24 protein-coding genes are annotated in these 25,696 nt (G+C 70.3%); 2 read left to right on the top strand and 22 right to left on the bottom strand.

From position 1 onward, the window contains the following. The 11 genes from ACAH41_RS13170 to ACAH41_RS13120 form a co-directional block, all read right to left on the bottom strand. Nucleotides 1-210 (bottom strand): NAD(P)/FAD-dependent oxidoreductase (locus tag ACAH41_RS13170; RefSeq protein ID WP_370538323.1); only part of this gene is annotated, 210 nt, incomplete at its 3' end. 25 nt (nucleotides 211-235) lie between these two features. After that, entirely contained in the window at nucleotides 236-2,134 is a 1,899-nt protein-coding gene (dsbD, locus tag ACAH41_RS13165) for a protein-disulfide reductase DsbD (protein ID WP_325651387.1), read from the bottom strand. Beyond that, complete coding sequence (locus ACAH41_RS13160) at nucleotides 2,131-3,144, bottom strand: FAD:protein FMN transferase (RefSeq protein ID WP_325651385.1); 1,014 nt, start codon at nucleotides 3,142-3,144, stop codon at nucleotides 2,131-2,133. The genes dsbD and ACAH41_RS13160 overlap by 4 nt, the downstream gene beginning before the upstream one ends. A gap of 21 nt (nucleotides 3,145-3,165) precedes the next feature. Then, a complete protein-coding gene (locus tag ACAH41_RS13155; protein ID WP_325651384.1) occupies nucleotides 3,166-4,278 on the bottom strand; it encodes a DUF3570 domain-containing protein in 1,113 nt (370 codons plus the stop codon). 34 nt (nucleotides 4,279-4,312) lie between these two features. Further along, on the bottom strand, nucleotides 4,313-4,549 hold the full coding sequence (locus ACAH41_RS13150; protein WP_325651382.1) for a DUF4266 domain-containing protein: 237 nt from the start codon (nucleotides 4,547-4,549) through the stop codon (nucleotides 4,313-4,315). A 37-nt stretch (nucleotides 4,550-4,586) separates the two neighbouring features. Then, nucleotides 4,587-5,135 carry a TlpA disulfide reductase family protein gene (locus ACAH41_RS13145; protein ID WP_325651381.1) on the bottom strand — a complete coding sequence of 183 codons (549 nt, stop codon included), beginning with the start codon at nucleotides 5,133-5,135 and terminating at the stop codon, nucleotides 4,587-4,589. A 162-nt stretch (nucleotides 5,136-5,297) separates the two neighbouring features. After that, nucleotides 5,298-6,650, bottom strand: a complete 1,353-nt coding sequence (locus ACAH41_RS13140; protein ID WP_325651380.1) for a S8 family serine peptidase — start codon at nucleotides 6,648-6,650, stop codon at nucleotides 5,298-5,300. Nucleotides 6,651-6,663: 13 nt separating this feature from the next. Then, nucleotides 6,664-7,368, bottom strand: a complete 705-nt coding sequence (locus ACAH41_RS13135; RefSeq protein ID WP_325651378.1) for a zf-HC2 domain-containing protein — start codon at nucleotides 7,366-7,368, stop codon at nucleotides 6,664-6,666. Then, nucleotides 7,355-7,984, bottom strand: a complete 630-nt coding sequence (locus ACAH41_RS13130; RefSeq protein ID WP_325651376.1) for a sigma-70 family RNA polymerase sigma factor — start codon at nucleotides 7,982-7,984, stop codon at nucleotides 7,355-7,357. The genes ACAH41_RS13135 and ACAH41_RS13130 overlap by 14 nt, the downstream gene beginning before the upstream one ends. Before the next feature lie 85 nt (nucleotides 7,985-8,069). After that, nucleotides 8,070-8,807: a hypothetical protein gene (locus ACAH41_RS13125; RefSeq protein WP_325651374.1), complete on the bottom strand. Its 738-nt coding sequence runs from the start codon at nucleotides 8,805-8,807 to the stop codon at nucleotides 8,070-8,072. 57 nt (nucleotides 8,808-8,864) lie between these two features. Continuing rightward, entirely contained in the window at nucleotides 8,865-10,622 is a 1,758-nt protein-coding gene (locus tag ACAH41_RS13120) for an ATP-binding cassette domain-containing protein (RefSeq protein ID WP_325651372.1), read from the bottom strand. 109 nt (nucleotides 10,623-10,731) lie between these two features. Between ACAH41_RS13120 and ACAH41_RS13115 the strand changes: the two genes are divergently transcribed. Next, nucleotides 10,732-11,883: a glycosyltransferase gene (locus ACAH41_RS13115; RefSeq protein WP_325651370.1), complete on the top strand. Its 1,152-nt coding sequence runs from the start codon at nucleotides 10,732-10,734 to the stop codon at nucleotides 11,881-11,883. Here ACAH41_RS13115 and ACAH41_RS13110 read toward each other — a convergent pair. The 8 genes from ACAH41_RS13110 to ACAH41_RS13075 form a co-directional block, all read right to left on the bottom strand. Continuing rightward, entirely contained in the window at nucleotides 11,855-12,514 is a 660-nt protein-coding gene (locus ACAH41_RS13110; RefSeq protein ID WP_325651369.1) for a hypothetical protein, read from the bottom strand. The two genes, ACAH41_RS13115 and ACAH41_RS13110, sit on opposite strands and share 29 nt — an antisense overlap. Further along, a complete protein-coding gene (locus ACAH41_RS13105; protein WP_370538322.1) occupies nucleotides 12,511-13,287 on the bottom strand; it encodes a methyltransferase in 777 nt (258 codons plus the stop codon). Before ACAH41_RS13105 ends, ACAH41_RS13110 begins: the two co-directional genes overlap by 4 nt. A gap of 23 nt (nucleotides 13,288-13,310) precedes the next feature. After that, nucleotides 13,311-14,723 carry a B12-binding domain-containing radical SAM protein gene (locus tag ACAH41_RS13100; RefSeq protein ID WP_325651365.1) on the bottom strand — a complete coding sequence of 471 codons (1,413 nt, stop codon included), beginning with the start codon at nucleotides 14,721-14,723 and terminating at the stop codon, nucleotides 13,311-13,313. 2 nt (nucleotides 14,724-14,725) lie between these two features. Then, complete coding sequence (locus tag ACAH41_RS13095) at nucleotides 14,726-15,550, bottom strand: methyltransferase domain-containing protein (protein WP_325651363.1); 825 nt, start codon at nucleotides 15,548-15,550, stop codon at nucleotides 14,726-14,728. Continuing rightward, a complete protein-coding gene (locus tag ACAH41_RS13090; RefSeq protein ID WP_370538321.1) occupies nucleotides 15,547-17,982 on the bottom strand; it encodes a radical SAM protein in 2,436 nt (811 codons plus the stop codon). The genes ACAH41_RS13095 and ACAH41_RS13090 overlap by 4 nt, the downstream gene beginning before the upstream one ends. Then, nucleotides 17,966-19,591 (bottom strand): B12-binding domain-containing radical SAM protein, encoded by a 1,626-nt coding sequence (locus ACAH41_RS13085; RefSeq protein WP_325651360.1) that lies wholly within the window; start codon nucleotides 19,589-19,591, stop codon nucleotides 17,966-17,968. Before ACAH41_RS13085 ends, ACAH41_RS13090 begins: the two co-directional genes overlap by 17 nt. Before the next feature lie 125 nt (nucleotides 19,592-19,716). Further along, complete coding sequence (gene map / locus ACAH41_RS13080; RefSeq protein ID WP_325651358.1) at nucleotides 19,717-20,523, bottom strand: type I methionyl aminopeptidase; 807 nt, start codon at nucleotides 20,521-20,523, stop codon at nucleotides 19,717-19,719. Then, nucleotides 20,520-20,783 carry a ParD-like family protein gene (locus ACAH41_RS13075; protein ID WP_325651356.1) on the bottom strand — a complete coding sequence of 88 codons (264 nt, stop codon included), beginning with the start codon at nucleotides 20,781-20,783 and terminating at the stop codon, nucleotides 20,520-20,522. The genes map and ACAH41_RS13075 overlap by 4 nt, the downstream gene beginning before the upstream one ends. Before the next feature lie 172 nt (nucleotides 20,784-20,955). On the opposite strand from ACAH41_RS13075, the gene ACAH41_RS13070 reads away from it, so the two are divergent. Then, nucleotides 20,956-22,371: a CapA family protein gene (locus tag ACAH41_RS13070; RefSeq protein WP_325651354.1), complete on the top strand. Its 1,416-nt coding sequence runs from the start codon at nucleotides 20,956-20,958 to the stop codon at nucleotides 22,369-22,371. Nucleotides 22,372-22,423: 52 nt separating this feature from the next. Here ACAH41_RS13070 and ACAH41_RS13065 read toward each other — a convergent pair whose 3' ends face one another. From ACAH41_RS13065 to ACAH41_RS13055, 3 genes are read right to left on the bottom strand one after another with little or no spacing between them, the layout of a single operon-like run. After that, a complete protein-coding gene (locus ACAH41_RS13065) occupies nucleotides 22,424-22,828 on the bottom strand; it encodes a RidA family protein (protein WP_325651353.1) in 405 nt (134 codons plus the stop codon). Continuing rightward, entirely contained in the window at nucleotides 22,825-24,468 is a 1,644-nt protein-coding gene (locus tag ACAH41_RS13060; protein WP_325651351.1) for an AMP-binding protein, read from the bottom strand. The genes ACAH41_RS13065 and ACAH41_RS13060 overlap by 4 nt, the downstream gene beginning before the upstream one ends. Nucleotides 24,469-24,487: 19 nt before the next feature. Continuing rightward, the gene (locus ACAH41_RS13055) at nucleotides 24,488-25,690 is read right to left on the bottom strand and encodes an acyl-CoA dehydrogenase family protein (protein WP_325651349.1); all 1,203 of its coding nucleotides are present in this window, start codon (nucleotides 25,688-25,690) and stop codon (nucleotides 24,488-24,490) included. Nucleotides 25,691-25,696 lie beyond the last annotated feature (6 nt).

Genomic DNA, 25,696 nt, shown 5'->3' with positions numbered 1-25,696 from the left:
GAAACGCTGCATCAGCTCCGGGCCTTGCACGCCCATCACGTCGGCCGGCCAGTTGTCGACCTCGGTGGTCGTCATCAGCTGCCCGCCCTGGGCCATGCCGGTGACCAGCAGCGGCTTCAGGTTGGCCCGCGCAGCGTAGATAGCAGCCGAATAGCCGGCCGGGCCGGAGCCAAGAATCAGGACCTGGGCGTGTGTGGTGGTGATGCTCATGGGGTGGGGGTGAGATGGACAAGGGTCACAACTGGGCGGCGTCCAGCCGGCGGGCGAAAGCCTCGGCCGGCTCGAAGCCGATGGTGCGGGCGCTGGCCAGCTCGGTGCCGCGCGGGTCGAAGAACAGCACCGCCGGCGGGCCGAACAAGCTGAAGCGCTTCATCAACGCCTTGGCCTCGGGCGTGTTGGCGGTCACGTCGGCCTGCAGCAGCAGCGCGCGCGAAAGCCGCGGCTGGATGCTGGCGTGGCGGAAGGTGAGGTGTTCCATTTCCTTGCAGGAGACGCACCAATCCGCGTACACGTCCACCATCACCGGTTTGCCGGCCGTGCGCAGCGCATCGTCCAGTTGCTGCAGCGAGGTGATGCGGCGGAAGCTGGGTGCGTCTGCTGCGGCGGTGGCCGTGTCTCGGGCCGAGCCACCGCTGTTGCGCGCCAGGTGGCGCAGCGGCTGCAGCACGCTCTCGCCGCCGGACAGCGCGCCGGCCATCAGCGCAATGCTCCACAGCGCCGCCACGCCGCCAATGCCGCGCCACAGCGGCCAGCGGCCGGCGTTGAAGGTGCCCAGCGCCATCAGCGCGACCATCACGCCTGCGCCCAGCACGAACATCGTCACGCCGGCCGGCAGCACCGGCGAGACCAGCCACAGCGCAGTGGCCAGCAGCATCAGGCCGAAGAAGGTCTTGACCTGTTCCATCCAGCGGCCGGCGCGCGGCAACAGGCTGCCAGCCGACAGGCCCAGCAGCAGCAGCGGCACGCTCATGCCCATGGCCAGCGCAAACAGCGCGGCACCGCCCAGCAGCACGTCACGCGTCTGGCTGATGTAGACCAGCGCACCGGCCAGCGGCGCGGCCACGCAGGGGCCGACCAGCAGCGCCGAGAGCCCGCCCATGCCGAACACCGCCAGGTGGCGGCCGCCAGCGAGCTGGTTGGAGGCATTGTTCACGCGGGCCTGGATGAAGGACGGCATCTGCAGTTCCCACACGCCGAACATCGACAGCGACAGCCCGGACAGCATCAGCGCAAAACTGCCCAGCACCCAGGGGTTCTGCAGCGCCGCTGCAAAGCCCGAGCCGAGCAGGCCCGCGGCCACGCCCGCACCGGTGTAGACCAGCGCCATGCCCAGCGAATAGGCCAGCGCCAGCGTGAAGCCGCGTGAGCGCGAGACCGGCGTGCCCTGGCCGACGATGATGGACGAGAGGATGGGCAGCATCGGCAGCACGCAGGGCGTGAAGGACAGCAGCAGCCCACCCAGCAGGAACAGCGGCACGACCTTCAGCAGGCTGCCCGAGGACAGCGCCAGCGTGTTGCCGGCGTCGTCCGCGGCCGGTGGGGCTGTGCTGGCCACGGCCGGTGCCGCGTCCTTCGCGGCCTCGCCGGCCGGCGGCGCACCGAACAGGTCGGCCGCGGGCTCCCAGCGGGCCTGCAGCAGGCCGCCGGCGTCCCGCGAGAGGTGCACCGTGCCCTGCTGCGGCGGGTAGCACAGGCCGCGGTCGGCGCAGCCCTGGTAGCTCATCGCCAGCGCCGGCGGCAGTTCGCCCGCCGGCAGCGCCTGGCGGACCTGCACCGTGCCTTCCCACAGCGTCATCGTCTGGTTGAAGTTGGTGTCGAAGTACGAGCGGCCCGGCGGCAGCGTGGCCGGGGGCAGGGCCGCGCCGCCCTCTGCCTGCAGCGAGAAACGCTCGCGGTAGAGGTGGTAGCCAGGGGCGACCTGCAGGGTCACCTGCACGGCCTGGCCGTCCACCGCGACCTGCGGGCGGAAGGCGTCGGCGGGGTCGAGGAAGCTGTCGCCTGCGGGGGCGGCCGAGGCTGCAGCTTCGGCCCCTGCGGCCCGGGCCACAGGCAGGCCGGCCGCAGTGGCCAGGGCCACTGCAGCCAGTGCAGCCGCAAAAGCCCGCCAGGGCCGGAAGGAGGAGAGGAGGCTCATGGTGTGGGGGGTGCGGTGAAGTGGAAGAGGGAGGGAGGTTCTGGCGGAAGCGCGGGCGCCGCGTCGGAAGAGGGGGGCCAGGCGGGCTCGTGTGCGTGGGCCTGGCCTTGCGCGTCGATGGCCAGGAAGGCCACGCCTTGCTGGCGCAGGAAGTCCGCGCCCTCAGCGCCCATCAGCATGGCCAGCGTGCTGAGCGCACCGGCGGCGGCGCACACCGGCGCGGCCACGCTGATGGACTGCCAGTGCGTCACCGGCCGGCCGCTGCGCGGGTCCAGCACATGGCAGCAGCGGCGGCCATCGGGGGTGACGAAGAAGCGTTCGTAGTCGCCGCTGGTGGCCAATGCGCCGTCGCGCAGCTGCAGCGTGGCGCATACCGCGCCAGGTTCACGCGGGTGCTGGATGCCGAAGGCCCAGGGCCGGCCGTCGGCGCGTGGGCCCAGCACGCGCAGGTCGCCGCCCAGGTTCACGAAACCATGCCGCAGCCCGGCCTGCGCGAGCACGGCCTGCGCCCGGTCCGCGGCGTATTCCTTGCCGATGCCGCCGAAGTCCAGTTCCATGCCGGCCTGCGGCAGCAGCACCTCGTGCAGGTTCCATTGCACGCGCGGCCAGCCGATCAGCGGCAGCACCTCGGCCAGCTGCGCCGCGCTGGGCTCGCGCGCGGCGCGGAAGTCCCAGGCCCGACGCAGCACGCCGCTGGTGAGGTCGAAGCGGCCTTCGCTGAGGTGGTGCAACTGGTCACCGAAGGCCAGCAGGCCGGCGGTTTCTTCGTCGATGGGCACCGGCTGGCCGCTGCCGGCAGCGGCGTTGATGCGCGAGACCACGCTGTCGGCCCGGTAGCGCGAATACTTGGCCTCGATGCGCCGGACCTCGGCCATCGCCGCCTCGCCGGCCTGGCGCATCGTCGGGCCGGCCGACGTGCCGGCGCCGCCCAGCACGATCTCGCAACGCGAGGCCATGGCCTCGAAAGCGAGGTGCCAGCCGTCGGCCGGTTCGTGCCAGGTCTGCAGCATGGTCGTGATGGCTGCCGCCGCCTAGAAGCTGCGCGAGAGGCCGAACTGCCACCAGCGCGCCGAGAAGGTGGACAGGCCGGGCGAGCCGTTGCCGCCGGCACGCCAGCCGGCGCGCTGCTCGTATCGTTCGTAGTTGAGGTCCATCTTCCACTGTGCGTCGACGCGCCAGTCCACGCGCAGCCCGCCGGTCAAGGCACCGAAGGCCGAGAGCCGCTGGTCGGCCGAGGCCGGGTGCTGACCGTCGAAGCCGGGTGGGAAGGGCTCGCCCTGCACCGGGTCGTACACCGGGTCGAAGTAGAACTTCGCGGCGCTTTGCGTGGTGTAGCGCAGCGTGGGCGTCACGCTCCAGCGTTCGCCCAGCGGCTGAACCCAGGCGGCTTCCAGCGTGTGGGCGCGCACGCCGAAGCTGTCGTCGTAGATTCGCCAGCTGGTGCGCAGCGTGGCCTGCAGTGGCTCGATGTGGTGGTTCCAGCGCAGCAGCGCGGTGTACTGGTTGCGCGAGCGCGGCCGGATGTCGGGGAACTTGTACGGGTCCGAGAAATACCCGCGGCCCCAGTTGGCACCGAGGTTGAGCTGCACCAGGTCCACTGCCGAGACGGCCTGCGTCACGCCGGCGAGCAGCTGCCAGGTGCCGCGGTGCTCGTGCAAGGTGTCGTCGTCGCTGGAGCCGATGCTGTCGTTGCTGCGCGCCAGGCCGATGTTCCAGGTCCGGTTGTTGTCCTCGCTGGAGAGCCGCCATTCGGCTGAAAGCGTGCGCGACTTGTAGTCGTGCTCGTTGGACCAGGCGCCGCCGATGGCCCAGGCCTGGCGGTCGTCGTAATGCGTGAGCTTCAGGTCGCCGGCGTGGCGCTGGTCGTCCATGTGCGAGGCGCTGGAGATGGCGCTGTGGTGGCGTGGCGAGGCGCCGGACACGCCATCGCGCACGAACGAGCCTTCCAGCGACCAGTGGGCGTCCAGCGGCGCCAGCGCGTAGATCGACGGCGCACTCACATGCACCCGCTGCAGGCCGGGCTGCCAGTCCTGGTAGGACAGCTGCTTGATCGCGATGACGCCCTGCTCGGGTGCGGTCTCGGCCCTGGCCGGTGCCACGATGCCGGGCAGCAGCAGCGCCGCGGCCAGCACGCCGCCCAGCACGGGGCCGGATGAAGCAGCGGGACCTGGTTTTGCGTCAGTTGCAGCCACAGCCACCTCCGCCCACGCCATAGCCGCCCGAGGCGTTTTCCTTGCTGGTGTAGATGTGCTGGTCGAAGCGGTCACCCAGCGAGTCGCCCGCCATGGTCATTTCCGGACGGGCCAGCGCGCCTTTTTCCCAGGCTTGCGGCGCTTGCCAGCCGGCGCAGCCGCCGAGGGCGGCCGTGGCGAGCAGCAGGCTCGCCAGCAGGCCGTTGCGAAGTGAAGGGTTCATCGTGTTGTCGATTGAAGGGGTTCTTGAAAGAGATGCCTCAAGCTGAGAGCGCAGCGGCGAGGCGGGCTTCCAGCGGGGCCATGTCGTCTTCGCGGAAGCCGGCATGCGTCGCCAGCACCTTGCCGTCAGCGCCCAGCAATACCGAGCTGGGCATGGCCTTGACGCCGAAGCGGCGCGCGGTGTCCGCCGAGGGGTCGAAGGCCAGCGTGAACTGGGCAGGCAGCTCGGCCAGGAAGCGCTGCGCGTCGGCGGTCTGCTTGTCGAGGTTCACCGCGACGATGCGCAAGCCTTGCGGGCCGAACTTGGCCTGCATGCGGTTCATCCACGGGAAGGACTGGCGGCACGGGCCGCACCAGGAGGCCCAGAAGTCGATGTAGGTCGCACGGGCCTTGCCGTCGAACAGCGCCACGGCGGGCTGGCCGGCGGCACCGGGCGCGCTCTGCACCGGCAGCACGTCACCGGGTGCCAGCGCGGCCGCGAGGCTGGACCAGCCCAGGCCGCCCAAGGCCAGGGCCGCCGTGGCACTGTGCGCGAGCCATTCACGGCGTGTGGAATCGGGGAAAGGCGAGCGGCGAACAAAGTTCATCGGAGGCTCCTTGAAACGCAGGAAGCTGGGCTGCTGCGCTTGGTGCGCAGCGGGTCTGCGCGTAGGTGCCGTTGGCGGGCCAAATGGTTGAAGGCCGCGTGCGATGTTGGTGAGAAAAGGTGTCTGCGCCGATGCCGCTCGCGGCGCGCCAGGCCTCGCCGCTCAACGCGGCATGCTGCAGTGGCAGGTGGAGCTTTGCGCTTCCAGCACGCGGCAGGCGTTGACCTCGGTGGCCGAGGGCGCCTGCTCGCGCAGCAGCTTCTCGATGTGCGGCCCGTCGAGCTGCGGCTGGCGCTGCAGCAGCAGCGCGGCAATGCCGCTGACATGCGCCGCGGCCATCGAAGTGCCGGAGGCGAAGTCGTAGCGCCCGCCGGGCGTGAGCGTCAGCACCTCGCGGCCGGGGGCTGCCAGCGCGGCGGTGCCAAAGGGGTCGGCCGTGGCGTCCTGCACCGCGATCACGCCGGGCACGTTGAGCGGAAAGCCTGCGCGCGTGCCGGCCGGCGGCAGCGCACCCACCACCACCACGCCGCGTGCGATCGCCTGGCGCAACAGCCGCGCCAGCAACCCGTCCGGCGGGCCGCCCAGGCTGAGGTTGATGACCTGCGCGCCACCGTCCAGCGCGGCGGCCAGCGCCTGCGAGAGGGTGAAGGAATTGCAGGTGGCGCGGCCGTCGGGCAGCTCCCAGCAGGCCTTGAGCGCCGTGAGCCGCGCGCCGGGTGCGATGCCGACGATGCCGATGCCATTGCCCGGCTGCGCGGCGATCAGCCCGGCCACCTCGGTGCCGTGGCGGTCGCGCCGGAACTGGACGCTGTCGTGGTCGACGAAGTTGGCGGCCTCCGGCGTGGCGCTGCCCAGGTCCTGGTGCGCGGTGTCCACGCCGGTGTCGATCACCGCCACGCGCACGCCGTCGCCGCGGGAACAGCGGTGGGCTTGCGGCACGCCCAGCGCGAGCACGCCGCGCTGCAGCGGCAGGTAGGGGTCGTTGTACGAACTGGCGGTTGGGGGCGCGTGGCGGGGGATGGCGGGGGCCGGGGTGGCAGGCGCGGGTTCTGCCGGAGACGAGGCCTGTGCCAGCGTCTCGAACTGCTGCAGCGGCTGGGCCAGCGCCACGCGCGGGTCCTGGGCCAGGGCAGCCAACACGGCCTCGCGCGAGACACCATCGGGCACGCGCAAGGTCGCGCAGTGCAGGCCCAGCACGCGGATGGGCCAGGCCGCCAGCGGCTGCAGCCCGTGGGCCTGCGCGACCTCGGCCATCAGCTGCTCGGCCCGGGCGCCAGTGGCGTACTGCGGCTTGCGGGCATACAGGCCGGGCGTGGAGCCGGCGCTGGTGGGCAAGCCCTCCAGCGGGTTGTTGACCGCCACCACGATGACCTGGCTGCCGTCACCCGCCGGGGCGCCGCCGGTGAGCGGCGGGCTTGCGGGCGGTGTGCCCATGCCGGGCGCAGCGCAGCCCGCCTGCAGTGCCAGCACGGTGCCCAGCCAGGCGCCGAGCAGCCAGCCGCGGAGGTCCGTCATCTGGCCATCACCGTCACCGCGCCGGGCCGATGGATTCGGCGAACATCACGGCAGGCTGGTGGCGCAGCTCGGCCGCAATGGTGTCCGCATCGCGCGGGCCTGCGCCTTCGGCCCAGCCCAGCGTGAACACGCCGGCTTCGGTCGGGCCGGCCAACACCACCAGTCCGTGCTGCAGCAGCAAGGCCTGCACTTCGTCAACGCGGCGCTCGCCCTGGAACACCACGCGCAGCACGCCGCGCGATGCGCCGGTGCCGGCCGGTGCGTCGGTCAGGGTCTGGTAGGCCGGCGTTGCCGTGGCGGCCTGGCCCTGCCACCACCAGGCGACCACGCCAACGGTCAGCACCAGTTGCAGCCCGCCGACCAGGGCCACGGTGGCCAGTGGCACGCGCAAGCCGCTCTGGGCCGCCGCCGCCCAGCCCGCCACCCAGCCTTGCCGGGGACGGTGTCGGGCGGTGGCCGGGCGCCTGGCCCCCAGGTTCGCGCCATCCAGCCGGCGCATCAGCTTGGCCAGGCCCTGCTCCAGCTCGGGGCCGGGCGTGGCGGGCTCGGCCATTTCGGTGACCAGTTGCTGCTCGTGGCGCAGCGCCTCGCGGCAGTCGGCGCAGGTGGCCAGGTGGGCTTCGGCCTGGCGGCGCTGCGCGGGCGTGGCGCTGCCGTTGGCCAGCCAGGGCAGCAGGGCCCAGGTGGCCTGGTGTCGCTGCATCTCAGCGGGATTCATCTTGGGCTCCTTCGCTGCGTGCCAGGCGGGGTTCGCCGGCCAGGTCGGGCAACAGGTTGCGCAGTCTCACGCGGGCATGGAAGAGCCGCGCCTTGGCGGTGCCGACCGGGCAGGTCATGATCGCCGCGGTCTCCTCCAGCGTGTGGCCCTGGCCGTAGACCAGCTCCACCGTCAGGCGCTGGTCCGCCGGCAGGCGCGCCAGGCCCTTGGCCAGCCAGTCGCGCACCTCGTGGGTGGCATGGGGGTCCTGCAAGCCGGCCAGGGCTTCGAGATCGTCGTCGCTGCCGTGCCAGCAGGGGTCGTCCTGGTCGCGCAAGGCCTTCATTGCCACGCGGTAGGCAATGCCGAGGATCCAGGTGGACACACGGGCTTCGCCGCGGTAGTCGCCGGCTTTCTGCCAGACGATCCACAGCGTGTCGTTGATGACCTCCTCGATCAAGGCCTCGTGGCGGGTCACCCGGCCCAGGAAGCGCACCAGGCGCGGCTGGTATTCGCGGTAGAGCGCGGCCAGTGCGTCGCGGTCCTGCGACTCGGCAATGCGCCGCAGCCAGCCCTGGTCGGGCGAGGCGACAGAGGCCGATGCAGGGCGGCGGCGAAGCGAAGGCAGGAGGAACATGAAGAAGGCCGGGACGGAAGACGAGCGCTGGACGTCCGTCTGTACCGGGTTCGGCTGCAAATGGTTGCATGCCGGCGAAAAAAAGTCAGAAACTCCAGACCATGCTGGCCACCCAGCTGTCGTTTGCCGGGGCACCGTAGAGCGGGCGGGCGGACCGGTCGACCATCACGCGGTCGAGTTGCAGGCCGAAGTGGTCCTGCTGCCAGCCGGCACCGGCCTGGCCGAACAGATAGCCGTCCCCGCCGCCGTAGAGCCGCCAGCCCGCGCCACCGCCCAGGTGCCAGCCACCCGCGAGCGGCCAGCCGGCGTTGAGTTCCAGCGACCGGCTGGTCACCGCCGGGCCCTGGTGCTGGTTGCAGCCGGGCCCGCGCCGGGTCTCGGCGGACCAGCTCAGCACCCAGCGGTCGGCGTCGGACAGGCTCAGGCCAGCCTCGTTGTAGCACCAACCCAGCAGCGACGGCGCGCCGGGATAGCTGTAGTGGCGCAGCTGGGCGGTGACCGCCCACCGGCCCTCCAGCGTCCACTCCTTCGCCGCGCGCAGGCCGACTGCCCCCGCGGACTCATGGGCCTGGGTTTCCAGCCGCCCATAGAGCACCCCGAGGGACCAGCCTTGCGGCGCGTAGAGGTCCGCCCCGGCAAAGCTCACGGCAGTGCCGTCGCGGCTCAGCGGAATGCCGCGCACCAGCCAGCGCGAACTGGCGCCGACGCGCCAGCTGGCCTCAAGCCCGGCCGTCCCGCTTTGCGCCGTCGCCGTCGTACAGGCCAGCGCGCCTGCCGCTGCGATCAGGGCAGGCCACGCGAGGCTGGGCAGGCGGAGGGACATGAAGCGGCGATCGGGCCACGAACAAGGTGGCGCTGGCGGGTGGGGCGATGCACGGTATCACGGGTGGGCGCCCGGTCCCGCCTGCAGCCGGCCATCGACCAGTTCCAGCGTCCGGTCAGCCTGGGCCATGACGGCGGGATCATGGCTGATGACGAGCACCGCCGGCCGGCCGGGCAGCTGCCGCAGCAGGGCCATGAGGCCTTGGGAACCCGGGCCGTCGAGGTGATTGGTCGGCTCGTCCAGGACCAGCAGCCGCGGCATGCGCAGCAGCACCCTGGCCAGTGCCACCCGCTGGCGCTCGCCTCCGGACAACGGGCTGCCGCCCGGGCCCAACCTGGCGTGCAGACCTTCAGGCCAGGCGGCCAGCCGCGGCCCCAGGCCCACGGCTGTTGCCATGCGCTGCACGGTTTGCGGCGTGGCATCGGCCACGGCATAGGCCAGGTTGTCGTACACGCTGCCGGCGAACAGCACCGGGTTCTGCGGCAGGTGGCCCACGCCGCGCCGGAAAGCCGAGCGGTCGATCTGCGCCCAGGGCACGCCGTCGACGCGAAGCGTGCCCTGCTCGGCTTCGTTCAGGCCCAGCAGCAAGCGCAGCAGGGTGGTTTTCCCGGCGCCGTTCGGACCCGTCAGCACGGTGATGCGGCCCGGTTCCAGCGCAAGGTCGAGATCCCGCACGAGGCTGCGAGCACCGACACGGCGACTCACGCCTTCCAGCGTCACGCGCCAGTGGGTCGGCGGCACCTGCCCATGATGCGCAGGTGCCGCCTGCAGGGCCAGCAGGCGCTCGATGCTGGCCAGCGCCGGCACGCCCTGCGCCATCTCCTGCAAGGCGCGCAGCGCGCCCTGCAGGGCCCCGCGCAGGGCCAGCAACAGGAACAGCACCGAGGCCAGGCTGGGGCCCGACACCGCAGGTCCGCCGGCCAGGGCCAACCAGGCCACCAGGCCCAGCAGCACCAGGCCCAGGGCCAATGCGTCGAGCTCGGCCACCCAGGTCTGGGTCCTGGCCAGCCCGCGCGTCAATGCGTGGGTGCGTGAAACCTTCGCGCGGCTCGCCTGCTGCTCGTGAAGCTCGTTGGCGTGGCTGACGGCGACTTCATGGCGCAGCACGGTGCCGCCCATCTGCTCGTACAGCTGGTCGATGGCCTCGTGTGCCAAGGCCATCTGGCCTGCCAGGCGATGCGAGAGACGCCGGCGCACCAGCCACAGCAGGCCCAGCGCGATGAGCAGCGGAGCCGTCAGTGCGGGCAGCATCACCGCGATGCCGCCCAGGCACAGCAGCACCAGCAAGGTTCCCGGCAGCAGGGCGCCAAAACAGGCCCTGGCCATCTGGTTGAGCAACTCGCCATCCCGCGTCATCGCGAGCACGAAGTGCTCGGCGCCTTGTTGCCGCACGGTGTCGACCGGCAATGCGAGCAGCCGCTCCACCAGTCGCTCGCGCAAGCGCGTCAACCCGTCGTGCACGGCATCGATGACCAAGCGCTGCCCGAGGTAGCCGAGCGCTGCTGCGGCAAGAAGGCCCAAGCCAGCGGTCATCGCCGCCCAGGCCGCGGCCGGGCCACCACCGACGACCTTGCCGATCGCGATCGACACCCCCAGCAGCAGGCCCGCCCGCAACAAGGCCGCGGTCAGCCCGCCGAGCAAGGCCATCGGCCGGGTGGCAAACAGTTGCCACAGCCTGCGCACGACCCGCCATGGATGCCAGTCGCGTGCCGGCGCCGGCGTGCCGGTGCTGCGGGCCAGTGCGCCGACGTCGAGTGGCGCTGCCGAGTCTGCCGCGCAGGCGGCTGCATCAGCGCTGGAGAAGGGTGCGGACATTGGATCTTGGCCCCGGTCGTGGAACGAAACACCGGCCGGACCTGCACCGGCAATGGCATAGTGGAAAGTGGTGGCGAGCGGTAAACCGGCAGAAGAGGCACGCAAGACGGTGGGATGGCAACAACAGCGCGACCGGGTGCAGCGCAGCCTCATGCGTCGCCATGTGCAGGCCTGCCTCGTCGCCGGCCGGCTTCGCGGCAGGCGGCGGCCACCTGAACAACCGGACGCGGCGCTGCAACTGCGGGGCACCGAACTGTGCGCGCAAACGCTGGCCCGCTTCAGCCAGGTCCGTGCGGCCTGCGGCGAACGTGTGCTGCTGGTGACGCCGCCGTCCCCCGCCGGGTGGGTGTGGTTCGAGGACCTGCGCTGCGCGCTGCAACACATCGGCGTGGCCGTGCTGCGCGTCGACGATGAACAGGGCCTGACGCCAGCGCTGGTCCGCGACTTCCAGCCCACGTTGTTGCTGGGCCTGGACACCGACCGCCTGCACACGCGGCTGCAGGCGGTCGGGCTGGACCGCCCGTCGCGCTGCACACGTTTGCTGATCCCGGCGCGCGATGTGGCCACGTCTCTCGCACCCCTGACCTTGGCGGAGACGCGGCGCATCGAGCGCACAGCCAACGGCGCGGGTGCGGACATGCTGCTGTCGCTGCATGCCGAGCCCTTCATGCAGCGCTCGGTTGGCGCGTGGCTGGCGCTGGGCAAGCCTTTTGTGTGGCTGCCGCAGGCGGCCAGCCCGTTTCGCGACCGGCCGCATGGCGTGGCCCGTGAGTTCGATCATGCCCACCTGTCGGTGGCCAATCCGGAGCGCATCCGGGCCGTGTGGCACACGATGCGCGGCATCCTCTCCGGTCACCGCGGCCTGTTCGGCGAACGCGAGACCTGGGGCTTCGGCATGCCACGCTTGCCGGTCGACGCCCACGCCCGCTGCCAGGCGATGGCCCGTGTGTCGCTGGCGCCGCTGGTCGCACCGCTGCTCGAATCCGCCGGGGACCTGACGCAGCGCGTCTATGCCGCGGCGGCCAGCGCCACCTTCCAGATCACCGAACTCAGCCCGTTGACGCGGCAGCATTTCGATGGGGACGAACTCATTGCCGTGCCGCGGCAGCCTCACGCGATGCGCGAGGCCTTCGAACATTGGGTGGACGACCAGGCCGGGCGGGAGCGGGTGGCTCGCCGTGCGCTGGAGCGGGTCCATCGCGATCACACCAGCCTGCACCGGGCCGTGCAGCTCATTGACGACGTGCAGGCCAGGCGCTGAGCAACGGCAGCGAGGCCGTCCTGGTCCCGGTTCGTGCAGGCCGACGGTGCATCCACCAGGCCGCAGCCACCGGCAGCATCGCCGCGACTGCCCAGGCGATGACGCTGGGATGCGGGTCCACCACAAAGATGCCCAGCTCCGCGAGGTAGAACCAGCCCGCGGCGAGCATGCGATGGCCATGGGCCCGCCAGGCCGGTCCAGGCTTCGCCCACAGGTCCTGGGCGGCCAGCACCGCCAGTGTCAACGCGGTCCACGCAAACGCCAGCACGTCGACCAGTTGGCGGGTGGCCAGCAGGCGCAAGAAGCCTTCCAGCACAGCGGCTGCCACCAGCAAACCGATGACGCCGAGTGCGCGCGTCACCCGCTGCGAACGGAGAAACTGCGCGGCCCCGCTCAAGGCCAGCACCAGCGGCTGCAGCGCAAACAGCATGCCGAAGCGGTTGCGCGAATCCGCCGCCAGCCCCACGGCCAACACGCTGCTGGCGACGACCAGCAGCATGCAGCTTTTGCCGATCAGCGCATGCCGACGGCGCCAGGGGGCGACGTGAGCCGTCAACGCCGCCAGCCAGCTCAGCAGCGCGCCGCAGGAGAGCAGCACGTGGGCCTGGAGGATGAGGCTGTGCACAGTCACCGCGCATCGCCCGTGGCGGGCACCACCCGCAGGAAGGCGTTCCATTCCAGCCAGGCCTGGCCGGCGCCGCGGAGCTGCAGGTCCAGTCCGTGGGTGCGGGCCACATGGCGAATGCCCTCCTCGTCGCAGTCCTCCGAGACGATCATCAGCACCTCCGTGCGCCCAAGATCCAGTGCAGCCAGTTGCGGGAAGAGCGCGTGGAAATATTCGAAACCCTGGCCGCAGAACCAGGCACGCTCCGGCATCGAGCGCGGCGTGCGAGGGTAATAGGGCGGCGTGATCAGCACACAGTCCAGCGCAGAGGTCTGGATGCCCGCCAGCATGTCCGCCAGCACGACCGTCAGCTGCAGGCCGTTCGCTTGCGCATTGGCGGCGGCATTCGCCACCGCGCCAGGGTTGATGTCCGACGCCAGCACCTGGGCGCCAGCCTGGGCCAGGGCCAGCCCGATGACCCCGCTGCCGCAGCCCATGTCGAGCACGCGCCGGCCGGGCCAGGGACCGGGGCCGTCGGGCGAAAGAAGCCACCGCACGAACATCGCCGAACTGAGCGTCGGCCCTGGTGGAAAGACGCCTGGGTCGATCCGCAGCCGCAATCGTCCCAGCCGCCAGTGCTGGACCTCGCGGCCGGCACGCGCGAGCCGACCTTGCAGCCACGGTGACACAGCGCGCCGCACCGGCCCGCGCAGCAGACGCGCCAGCAGGCCGTGGCGTGGCAGGCCCCAGCGCGTTTCGGGCCGACGCAGCAGACGTGCCATCAGCCCGACGCGCGGCAAGCCAGACCGCGTTTCTGACGCGCTCATGCCGGCTGCACCCCAACGCGGCGGTGCCACCACATGCCCACGCGCGAAAGGCACCAAGCCGCGCGATGGGCCAGCGCGCGAAGGCCGAAGGGATGCAGCGCGGTGGTCATGGCATGGGTGTGGGTGAGCAGGCGAACGGCATGGCGGTAGTAGTCATCGCAATAGGTGCGGGGAAAGCGGCGGTCACGGTCGCTGCCCTGGTCGAAGGGAGGGGCCGTGGCCTGGTCGGCTACCTCGTCGTGGAACTGGGTGCCGCGGATCGGGTAGGCCAGCGTCACGGTGAACAGGTCCGGCCGAGCCTCGCGCAGGTAGCGCTCGGTGGCGACGATGTCCGCCTCGGTCTCGCCCGGGTAGCCCAGCATCAGGAAGGTGCCGGTCTGGATGCCTGCATCGGAGGCGGCGCGGATCATCGCGGTGACCTGTTCCACGCGCACCTGCCGCTTCATCGCGTCCAGGATGCGCTGCGAGCCGCTCTCGGCGCCGATCCACACGCGCGAGCAACCGGTTTGCGCCAACAGCTGCACCACGCGCGCGTTCATGCGGTCGGCCCGCGTGATGCATTCGTAGCGGATGCGCAGGCCGGCCGCGTCCAGCGCGTCGGCAAAGCCGGCCAGCCAGTTGTGGTTGATCGTGAACACGTCGTCGACAAACCAGAACTGGTCCGGCGCGTACCGGTCGACCAGCTTGGCCAGCTCGGCCACCACCTGCTGCGGCGAGCGGCGGCGGTAGCTGGTGCCGTACACCGCGCGGCTGCACCAGCTGCACTTGTACGGGCAGCCGCGCTGGGTGCTGATGTTCAGCGAGGTCTGCCCGTGGGCGCCGCGCCAGGCCTGGAAGTAGGGCTGCAGGTCGATGCGGTGGCGGGCAGGCTCCGGCAGCTCGTCCAGCTCGGGCACGAATTTCCGCTCGCCGGTGAACACCGGCTGGCCTTGCGTGTCGGCGTGGATCAGGCCGGGGATGGCGGCCAGCGCGCTGGCGTCCCGGCAAGCGGCGGCCGGCAGGCGGGCCACATCGGCCATGGTCTGCTCGCCTTCTCCGACCACCAGCAGGTGCGCGCCATGCTGCAGGTAGTCGGCCGCGTTGTGGCGCACGTCCGGGCCGCCCAGCACGATGGTCGGGCCGTCCTCGCCCTCTTGTCCTTCACCCCCGATGGCGGCGATCAGCCGCAACACCGAACGCCGCGTCATCAGCGTCACATAGAAGGCGATCAAACGCGGGCGCAGCGCACGCACGCGTTGCACGAAGCGCTCGGCGTCGAGGAAGGTGGCATCGATGACCTGGTGGTCGATGCCATCCCTGTCCAGCCAGGCCGAGATGGACAGCAGGCCCAGCGGCGGATAGGGCCGCATGATGCGCTGCTCGATCGCGTCGTCGGCGATGAAGTAGCCGTGGGTGAGGATCAAGCTCATCGTCAGCGCCTGCGGTATTGGATCAACACATGGTCGGAAAGGCGCGCGCCCCAGGCGGCTGTCAGCCAGCGCCGGTCCAGCCGTTCCATCAACGCCAGCCAGCCGGGCGCGCGGGAGGCCAGTGCCTCCCGCGCCGAGGGCGGCACGGCCAGCCCGACCGGCCGCACCAGCGTGCGCTCGAAATGGGTGTGCCAGGCACCGTCCATCTCCTGGACGCCGTGGAACCAGACCGGCAGCGGGGGCTGGCCCAGGCTGAGCTGGGCTGGCACGGGTCCGCCTCGCCAGCGCCGGGCCGCCAGGCGTGGCCGCAGCTGAAGCAGGGCCCATGCGCTTTCCCAGAGACACAGGCGTGGCATCACCACGGCGATGATCTGCCCCCCGGGCGCCAGGCACGATGCCAGCGGCGCGGCCAGGGCCTGCAGTGCCGAGGGCGACAGGCAGTTCAGGCCGCCGAAGTTGGAGAACACCAGGTCGAACCGGCCGCCCAGTTCCTGCGCGGTGACATGGCCGGACGCCAGCGCCTGCAGGTCCAGCGGCCGCGTCTGCGCCGCGCCACCGAGACCGGCCCGGGCCAGCTTGTCGCTGGCCACCTGCAGCATGGCATGCGAGACGTCGGTGGCCAGCACACGGTGGCCGGCGCGAGCCATGTGCAGGGCGTCTTCGCCGGTGCCGCAGTTCAGCTCCAGCACCGAGCAGGGTCGGCTTTGCCGGGCCAGGCAGCGGTCCAGCGTGTCCCAGACGGTGCGACGCTGCGCCGCACCCACTAGGCTGTGGGTGAAGTCGCGGTCGTAGCCGGATGCGAGGGTGTCGAAAGCGGCGGTGTTCATGCGGCGACTGCCGGTGCTTCGGCGGGCTGGCGCTGTTCGCGCCACAGGCCGAGGCGGGCACGCAGCAGTGGCGGCGTGGCACGCAGCAGCGAGGCCAGTTCGCGAAGCCGGCCACCGCGGCGGGATGCGGGCAGTTGCCCGCACAGCACTGACCAGCAGCGCATGACCTGGAAGCGCCGCGAGGTGTAGGCATGCAGGTGCCGGTAGAACGCCGGCGAGAAGTTGCCGGGGAACATCAGGTCCAGGTCGTTGCTGTGCAGCCAGTGCGTCTTGCGGCCCATCTGCGCCTTGACGCGCTCGTGGAAGACCGTGCCGGGCAGCGGATAGGACACCGAGATGCCGATCTGGTCGGGCCGCAGCTCGTCCACCATCTGCTGCGTGAGCCGGATGTCATCGGCCGTCTCGCCGAGGTAGCCGAACTGCAGGAACAGCGCCGGCTTCACGCCGTGCTGCTTCAGCGCCTGCACCGCGCCGTCGATCTGGGCCCGCGTGATGCCTTTGTCCATCGCGTCGAGGATGCGCTGCGAACCGCTTTCGGCACCGATCCAGGCAGTCTCCAGGCCTGACGAGGCCATGGCCTGCAGATCCTCTGCGTCGCGCAGCAGCAGGTCGGCGCGGGTCTGAATGGTGTAGCGCAGCTTCAGGCCGCGCGCCTGCACCAGGTCGGCAAAGCGCTGCGTCCAACCCGGCTTCAGCCCGAACAGGTCGTCTGTGATCCAGAAGTGCTCGGCGCCTTGTTGCTGCACCAGTTGCGCCAGCTCCTCTACCACCTGCTCGGGCGAGCGAACGGTGTAGCGCTTGCCGTGCAGGGGCTTGGCGCACCAGTTGCAGGCATAAGGGCAGCCGCGCGTGGTCGCGATGTTCAACGAGAAGTGGCCATGCCGGCGCTGCCACATCTCGCGGTACGGTGCCAGGTCCACCAGGTCCCAGGCGGGCGCGGGCAGCAGGTCCAGGTCGGTGATGGGCGCCCGCTGGGGCGACGGGACCAGGCGCTCTTGCGCCAGATGCACCAGCCCGGGAATGGTGGTCCAGGGCCGGTGGTCGCGCCAGGCCTGCAGCAGATCGGCCAGCGTGGCCTCGCTTTCGCCGCGCACGACGGCGGTGGCGCCGGCGCGCAGGTAAGGCTCGGGGAAGTCCGTGGCATCGGAGCTGCACACCACGATGCGCGCCCCGAACGCACGTGCCAGCTTCACCATCTGCAAGGCGGCATCGCGCATGCGCGCCAGGCACATCTTGGTCAGGTAGTTGAAGCCGTCTTCCTGCAGGACCACAAACGCAGGACGCTCCTGCTCCAGCCGGCGCAGGAAGGCCAGCTCGCTGTCGGCCAGGCCGGCGTCGAAGACCTGGGTCTGGAAGCCCAGGCTGCGGACCAGGCCGGCGGCATACAGTGTGCCCAGCGGCGGATAAGGCTTGCCTGCCTGCCACTGCTTCGGATCGAGCCGGTAGTAGTAGGCCGAGGCCACCAGCACGGTGTTGTCCACGGTGTGGCGAGCAATGGGCGCGCCGGCAAGTTGCTGCAGCCGATCGAGGTTCGATTGATAACGCTCGAGGATGCGGTACTTCCACTCGGAGGTGTGAAGCTTGGCGACATCGCGGCTGAGTTCCAGGCTCCGCCTGGCGGTCAGTGACGGCAAGTGCGGAATGTTCCGCCGATGGCGCCGATGGATGAGTTTCCATGCGCACCAGTCCGCCAATTCGCCAAGCGGTCCCCGCAAGACGGCCTCGCCGAGTTTGCGCCGGACAGAGGACGCAGGCTCGACGAAGTTCTGCAGAGGCAGCCGGTTTGGCAGGTATTCATCGACCCACGGATTGGCTTGTTGCATGCGCGTCAGGCAATCCCGCCCGGCCACGGGATGCAGCGTGGCAAGTTCCATCGCCGTGAAGGCGTCCCGCCGCTCCAGCGCAAGCTTGTGGCTGGCCAGCACGTAGTTCGAGCAAAGCAGCTCCATGGACCGCAATTGATTGCGATAAATGCGCAGCAGGACGTAGACCACCCACAGCCGGCCCGGGCGCGTGATGATCATGAAGTCATAGTCCCCACTTTCGGAGAGCGAGCGCTTGGACAGCGAACCGGAAATGGCCACACCCTCCACGAAGGGCAATCGCATCACGCCGTGGCCCACGGCCAGTGCCTCCGGCATGGCAGCGTCGGCACGGTCACGGTTGGCAGTCCAGCGCGCGATCGGATCGTCCATTTCGGCGATCCAGAACAAGCCGTCGCGGCAGGCCACCAGGCCGGCTGTTTGCAATCGCTGCAAGGCGGCTTTCACTTCGCCGTCTGACACGCCCGGTTCGTCGAGAAACTGCCAGACCTCGTCGGCTGACAGCGGGCAGTCGAACACCTGCCGGTAGGCCAGCGCCCTCAGCACTGCTTGTTGGGCCACATCCAGCGCTGGCATCTGGGCCATCACGGGTTCAGTTGCTTTCAGCATAGAAGCCCTCCACTTCAGGACGTGTGTAGCGGCGCAGGCGCTGCAGCACCTTCAACTCCAGCGGCCGCCGGTAGATGCCGCTCCAATAGCGCGGCAGCGAGGCCGCCTGCATCAATCGCCGCCCCCAGTCGCCGAGGCTGAAATCCGTGCGCGTCGGGTAGCGCGCATTCATCACCGTCTCGAAGTCATGGATGTGTTGCACCATCGCCGGCGTGAGCCACGGCGTCAGTGGATTGCGGTGCAGGTCGAAGGACTCCCATGCCGGGCTGACCCAGTCCTCCAGCGTGGTCGGGAAGCGGAACCCCGCGGCCTGGCTGCGCTGCTGCAGCGCAGTGCCCTCGGTGGGCACCGGGCTGTAGATGTAGAGGATGACTTCGGTCGCCGGGCTCTGATGCTTCAGCTGCCGGATGAAGCCGATGTCGCGGTGGATCTGCGCCCAGACTTCGGCTTCGGTGGGCCTGGGAAAGCCCAGCACGAACGAATACTCGGGGGTGATGCCGAAGGACAGCAGGCGGGCGGCGAAGCGCAGGATCTGCGCACCCGACTGGCGCCCGCCCTTGTCCACCATCGCCAGCACTTCGTCGTCGCCACTCTCGGCGCCGAAGAAGATCATGCGGCAGCCGGCCTCGCGCATCAGCGCCAGGGTCTGGTCGCTGAAGTGGTCCAGCGTGTCGATGCGGCCCTCGCCCCACCAGGCCACGCCTTGCCCGCGCAGACGCTCGGCAAAGGCCCGCACCCGTTTTTCGGAAACGAAGAAGTTGTTGTCGGTGAACTCGATCGCGTCCACGCCGTGCGCGTCGCGCATCTGCAGCACGTCCTGGGCGACCAACTCGGCCGAGCGCGCCACCCAGCGCCCCTGGTAGAGCGGCACCACGGCGCAGAAGGCACACATGAACGGACAACCCATGCTGGAGTGCATGGCATGCGTGCGGCGGCCGAGGAAGGTCCGTGGCAGGTAGCGCCGGATCGGGTGGCGCCGCGCCAGCAGGTCCAGTGGCAGCGATGGCTGAAGGTCCAGGTCCGGCAGCGGCGCCTTGCCGGTGCGCACCACCTCGCCAGTGCGCAGGAAGATCAGCCCGGGAATCAGTTCAGGCGAGCGGCCTTCGCACAGTGCCGCCAGCAAGGCTGGCAGCGAGCCTTCGCCTGCCGATTGCACGACATAGTCCACGCAGCCGGACTGCAGCGCGGCCTGCGGATGGTTGGACGGAAAGTAGCCGCCCCAGATCGTCACCAGCCGCGGAAAGTTCGCGCGAACCTGGCGCGTGACCGGCACGGCCTGGCGCAGCTGCGGCCCGGGCATGACGGTGCAGCCGAAGAAGCCGAACCTGCCGGAGGCCAGCAGCGGCTCGATCACGGCCCAGGGGTCGGCCTCCAGGTTGCCGTCGACCAGCTCGATGTCGTGGCTGTTGCCCAGCGCTGCCGCAATGTGCAGCAGGCTGTTGGGCACACGGGGGGTGCGCGTGGCCCAGGGGTTGAACAGCAGGATGCCGGGCTTTGGCCGCCGAGGCAGGCCTGCGGTGGCGCCCGCTTCGCCGACGGCCGCCGATGAAGCTCGGCGGCTCACCGGAAAGCGCATGGGCACGGCCGCTGGCTCGCGCGAAACATTCATCGTTGCCCATCCTCTCTTCTGGCTGCTGTGCGGTGAGTACCGCAAAGCGCCGTCAGGGTTGAACGGGCGTTGAAATTTCCTTGTTTCTACTTGCTACGGGCTTGGCCAGGCCTGCGCGCCACGGATCAATTGATCGGCGGGTAGCCGCCTGTGCCTTCGGGCCAGGGCGTCAGCACCTCGAAGCCCTCGGGCGTGACGGCCACCATGTGCTCCCACTGGGCCGACAGCGAATGGTCCTTGGTCACGACGGTCCAGCCATCCGACAACTCGCGCGTGCCTGCCTGGCCGGCGTTGATCATCGGCTCGATGGTGAAGACCATGCCGGCCTCCAGCCGCAGTCCCTGGCCGGGCTTGCCGTAGTGCAGCACCTGGGGTTCGTCGTGGTAGACCTTGCCAATGCCGTGGCCGCAGTACTCGCGCACGACGCTGAAGCCGTCGCGCTGCGCCACCGTCTGGATCGCGTGGCCCACGTCGCCCAGCGTCGCGCCGGGCCGCACCTGTCGGATGCCGGCGACCATTGCCTCGTAAGTCGTGTTGACCAGCCGCTTGGCCATCGGCCCGGGCTCGCCGACGAAGTACATGCGGCTGGTGTCGCCGAACCAGCCGTCCTTGATCACCGCCACGTCGATGTTGACGATGTCGCCCTTCTTCAGGATCTTCTGGCTGGACGGAATGCCGTGGCAGACGACCTGGTTGACCGAGGTGCAGACGGTCTTCGGGAAGCCGTGGTAACCCACGTTGGCAGGAATCGCCTTCTGCACCTTGACGATGTGCTCATGGCACAGCCGGTCCAACTGCTCGGTGCTGACGCCCGGCTTCACATGCGGGGCGATCATCTGCAGCACCTCGGCCGCCAGTGCGCCCGCGGCCCGCGCCATGGCGATTTCTTCTGGCGACTTGATCAGCTGCGCCGGCTTCTTCACGGCGCTCATGCCGCCACCCGCACTGCTTTCGCGGCCCGCTTCTTCGCAGCCGTCACCTCGGGCAGCACAAAAGCAAAACCGCCATCGCCACGCTGGCTGGCCTGCAGCATCAGCTGGCAGATCTCGCCATGGCTGAGCGCCGGGTTCAGCTCGGCCAGCATGCCCACGCGCATCCAGTGTTCGGCCTGCGCGTTGATCGAGCGGCTCAAGGCTTCGCTCGCCGCCCGCAGGTTGTCATGCATCTGGTCTGAAATCTTCACAATGCCCATGGTCTGGCCGCTCTATATGGTTTGTATATGAAACATATATTAACCGAATCCGGATGGCCGCCGTGAAGAAGTTCAGCTCCGATGTCCATTGCCCGCCCGGCGCTTCGTTCAGTGAAGTAGCAGCGTGCTGCGCCAAGCGCCGCACGCCTGGTCTCTTCACATCGGAGTCGTCATGTTCTCTCTTGCCTGGCGCGCGGCGGCGCGGGGTCGTCAGGGTGCCGTCAGCGCCGTGCTCGGCGTGGCTGCCTTGCTGGCCGGTGTCGCCGCCACCGCGCCCGCGTCCGCACAACAGGCCGAAGCTACCGAACTGCTGTGTGGCATGCGCACGGGGGAAGCCACCGCTACGCTGCGCGTGCCGGCGGGCAGCGACCCGCTGGCCGCATCGAGCGCCAAAGTGGGCGAGGGCTTCGAGCTGCGCGCTGTTGCGCTGCGCGATGCGGCGGGTGGGGACCGGGTTGGCCAGGTGGTCGTCACCGTGCTCGACCGGGAAGGCACCGGGCCCGCGGTCGTGCTGTCGCAAAGCCGGTGGCCAGCGGCGGCGCATGAGGTCCTGGACTCGCACGCCGCATGGCGGCCGAGCTTGTCCGGCTGGCAACGGGCCTACACGGCCGGACTGGGCCGGGAATTGGCCTGGGGGTGTGCGTTGGTGCGGCAGGGCGCTGCACCGGAGGGATGGGACCGCGTGGACGCGACCGGCGACAGCGCGCATCAGGCCTTGCCACAAGCCAGCGTTGCCAGGCCGGGGGCGAGTGCCGCCGAGGTGCGGCTGGCGTGGATGGGGGACGTGATGCTGGCCGACGGGCCAGGGCGGCTCATTGCGCGCGGGCGGGACCCGTTCGGGTCGGTGATGGGCGCGATGAAGGGGGCGGACTTGCGCATCGCCAACCTGGAATGCGTCATCGCCACTGGCGGCAAGCGCGCCGACAAGCCCTGGACCTTCCGGGCGCATCCGCGGGTGCTGGACGTGCTTCGCCGCCATGTGGACGTCGTCTCGCTGGCCAACAATCATTCGGGCGACTTTGGCCCCGAGGCCTTCGCGCAGATGCTGGGCCGGCTGCAGCAGGCCGGGCTGCCGTACTTCGGCGGCGGCACCGACCTGCGCTCGGCGCACCGCCCGGCCATCATCGAGCGCCAGGGGCTGCGCATCGCGCTGCTGGGCTACGACGAGATGTTCCCGCGCAGGTTCGAAGCCGGCCCGGACAGCCCGGGCGTTGCCTGGGCGGACGAAGAGCAGGTCGTGGCGGACATCCGAGCGGCCAGGGCGCAGGCCGACGTGGTCATCCCCTTTATGCACTGGGGCCAGGAGCACAGCGAGACCTCGCACGCCCGCCAGCATGCGCTGGCCCGCCTGATGATCCGGGCCGGCGCAGACGCCGTCGTCGGCACCCATCCGCACGTTCGCCAGGACACCGAAATCATCGACGGCAAGCCAGTGATCTACAGCCTGGGCAACTTTGTCTTCGACGGCTTCAGCGACGCAGACAACAACACCGGCTCCATCCTGTGGATGACGGTCTCCGCCGCCGGTGTCAGGGACTGGCGCCTGCAGGCCGTGCACATCGATCCATCAGGCTCACCGCATCCGTAAGCCTCCACGCCAGGCACGCCGCGCCCAGCCGCCGTGCCTGCGCGAGGGCGAGCTACAGCGCCTGCGGCACCACGGCCGTGACCTCGATCTCCACCTTGGCGCGCGCCTCCATCAGCCCGCGCACTTCCACCGCGCTCATCGCGATCTCGTAGTGCGCGCCCATCACTTCGCGGTAGGCCGCGCCGATCTCGCGGTTGCGTGCCAGGTAGTCGGTGCGGTCCACCAAATACCAGGTCATGCGCACGATGTGCTGCGGGCCGGCGCCAGCCTCTTCCAGCACCGCGCACACATTGCGCAGCGCCTGGCGCACCTGGTCCACCAGGTCGTCGCTTTCGAAGGCCTGCGCCGCGTTCCAGCCGATCATGCCAGCCACGAACACCTGGCGGCCCTGGGCCGCGACGCCGTTGGCATAGCCACGCGGGCGCGGCCAGTCGGCGGGTTGGAGAGCGGTTTTCATGGGCAGTCCTGGGGCTTGAGGCGGAAGCGCTGCAGCTTGCCGGTGGCGGTGCGCGGCAGCTCGCTGCGGAACTCGACCGCGCGCGGGTACTTGTAGGGCGCGACGCTGGCTTTCACGAAGTCCTGCAGCGCCCGCACGGTGGTGTCGCCGGCTTCGTGGCCGGCGCGCAGCACGACGTAGGCTTTCACGATCTCGCCGCGCGCTGCGTCCGGCACGCCGATCACCGCGCATTCGGCCACCGCCGGGTGTTCCAGCAGCACGTCTTCGACCTCGGGGGCCGCGATGTTGTAGCCGGCCGAGATGATCATGTCGTCGGTGCGGGCCTGGTAGCGGAAGTAGCCGTCTTCGTCCTGGAGGTAGGCATCGCCGGTGAGGTTCCAGCCGTTTTGCACGTAGCTGGCCTGCCGCTCGTCGTCCAGGTAGCGGCAGCCGGTGGGGCCGCGCACCGCCAGCCTGCCGACCTGGCCGCGCGGCGCTTCCCGGCCCTGCTCGTCGAGCACGCAGGCGGCATAGCCGGGCACCGCGGTGCCGGTCGCGCCGCCGCGGGCGTGTTGCTCGTCGGCCGAGATGAAGATGTGCAGCATCTCGGTCGAGCCGATGCCATCGATGATCTCGATGCCGGTGGCCTCCTGCCACAGCTTGCGCGTGGCGGCAGGCAGGGCCTCGCCCGCGGCCACACACTTTCGCAGCGGGCCGCCCTGCGTGGCCGAGAGCTTGCGCTCAGCGGCTTGCGCAGCAATTGCGCGGTAGGTCGTGGGTGCCGTGAACAGCACGCTGGCGCGATGTTCGGTGATCGCGTCCAGCAGGGCCGGTGGCGCCGGCTTTTCCAGCAGCACGGTGCTGGCGCCCACCGACAGCGGGAACAGCAGCAGCCCGCCCAGCCCGAAGGTGAAGCCCAGCGGCGGGCTGCCGATGAAGACGTCCGATCCTTCCGCGCGCAGCACATGTTTGGGCCAGCAGGCGCAGATCGCCATCACATCCTGGTGGAAGTGCATGGTCGCTTTGGGCACGCCGGTGGTGCCCGAGGTGAAGGCCAGCAGGCAGGTATCGTCCGCGGCGGTGTCCACGGCCGTGAAGGGCTTGCCGAGGTGGCGGGCCATCGCCGCTTCCAGGCCTTGGGGCGAAGCGTCGTGGAAGAAACGGACCTGCGCCAGCGCAGTGCAGTCCGGTTGCGCCAGCTGCAGTTCCTCGGCGAGCGCCAGGTCGCACAGCGCATGCGTGGCCTGCGCCTTCGAGACGACCTGTTTCAGCTCCTTGGCGCGCAACAGCGGCATCGTCGCCACCGCGATCGCGCCGGTCTTCATCACGCCGAACCAGCAGGCCGCCAGCATGGCGTTGTTCGGCGCGCGCAGCAGCACGCGCTGGCCGGGCACCACGCCCATGTCTTCGACCAGCACATGCGCAATCGCGTCGGCCCGCGACTGCAGCTCGGCATAGGTCCAGCGCAGGCCTGGCGCGAGGATGCAGGGCCGCTCGCCCCAGCCGCGCGCAATGGCGCCGTCCAGCAGCTCGGCCGCGCAGTTGAGCTGCGGTGGGAACTGCAGCTCGGGCAGTTCGAACAGGTACTCGGGCTGCAGCTCGCGCGGCGGCAGGTGGTCGCGCGCAAAGGTGTCGACGTGGGCGGATCGGCCTTGGGTCATGGTGCGTTCCTCGTGAGAACTACTTCAGCAACTCTCTGGCAATGATGAGCTGCTGCACTTCGCTGGCGCCTTCGTAGATGCGCAGCGCGCGGATGTCGCGGTACAAGCGCTCGACGACCGCGCCCGAGCGCACGCCCGCGCCACCCCAGAGCTGCACTGCGGCGTCGATCACGCGCTGCGCGTTTTCTGTCGCGGCCAGCTTGGCCATCGCGGCTTCACGGGTGACGGTGTGGCCTTGGTCGCGGCGCCACGCGGCGCGGTAGGTCAACAGCGCGGCCGAGTCGACGGCCAGGGCCATGTCGGCCAGCTTGGCTTGCGTCAGCTGCAGGTCCGCCAGGCGCTGGCCGAACATGCTGCGCGAGACAGCACGGTCCAGCCCTTCGGCCAGCGCGCGCCGCGCAAAGCCCAGCGCCGCGGCGGCGACCGAGGTGCGGAACACGTCCAGCGTGCGCATCGCGAGCTTGAAACCAGCGCCGTTTTCGCCCTCGGCCAGGCAGTTCGCGGCCGGCACTCGGCAGTCGCGGAAGACCAGCCGTGCGAGCGGATGCGGCGCCATCACATCAATGCGCTCGGCGATCTCGAAGCCCGGTGTGTCGGCGTCGACCACAAAGGCCGCAATGCTGCCGGTGCCACGCGCCTCGGGTGTCGCGCCCGGTGCGACCTGGCGCGCGAAGACGACGTAGAAGTCGGCGATGCCGCCGTTGGAGATCCAGGTCTTTTCGCCGTTGAGCACCCGGGCATCGCCGTCGCGCTGCGCGGTGGTGGCCATCGCGGCCACGTCCGAGCCGGCATCCGGTTCCGACAGCGCAAAGGCCGCGATGGCCTCGCCGCTGGCCACGCGCGGCAGGTAGCGAGCCTTCAGTGCGGGCGAGCTGGCGAGAGAGATGGCGCCGCTGCCCAGGCCCTGCATCGCAAACGCGAAGTCGGCCAGGCCGTCGTGCGCGCCCAACGTCTCGCGCAGCAGGCACAGCGTGCGCGTGTCCAGCGTGTCGGACTCGCCGCCGTGTTCGCGCCCGGCCACGGCATGGCGCAGCCAGCCGGCTTCGCCCAGCGCGCGCACCCAGTCGCGGCAATGCGCGTCCAACTCGGCCTGCGTGGCGTGCGGCGAAAGGTGTTCGGGCAGCTTGGCTTCGGCCAGCCAACTCGAAAGCCGCGCATGCAGCTCGCGGTGGCGGGGTTCGAAGAAGGGCCAGGTAAGGGCTTCGGCAACGGCGTCGACCATCTCAGC

Source organism: Ideonella sp. (genome assembly GCF_041287625.1).
In the GTDB taxonomy this organism is placed as follows: domain Bacteria; phylum Pseudomonadota; class Gammaproteobacteria; order Burkholderiales; family Burkholderiaceae_C; genus Ideonella.
The sequence above is the reverse complement of the archived record's forward strand: the minus strand, read 5'-3'. Positions and strand labels throughout refer to the sequence as shown.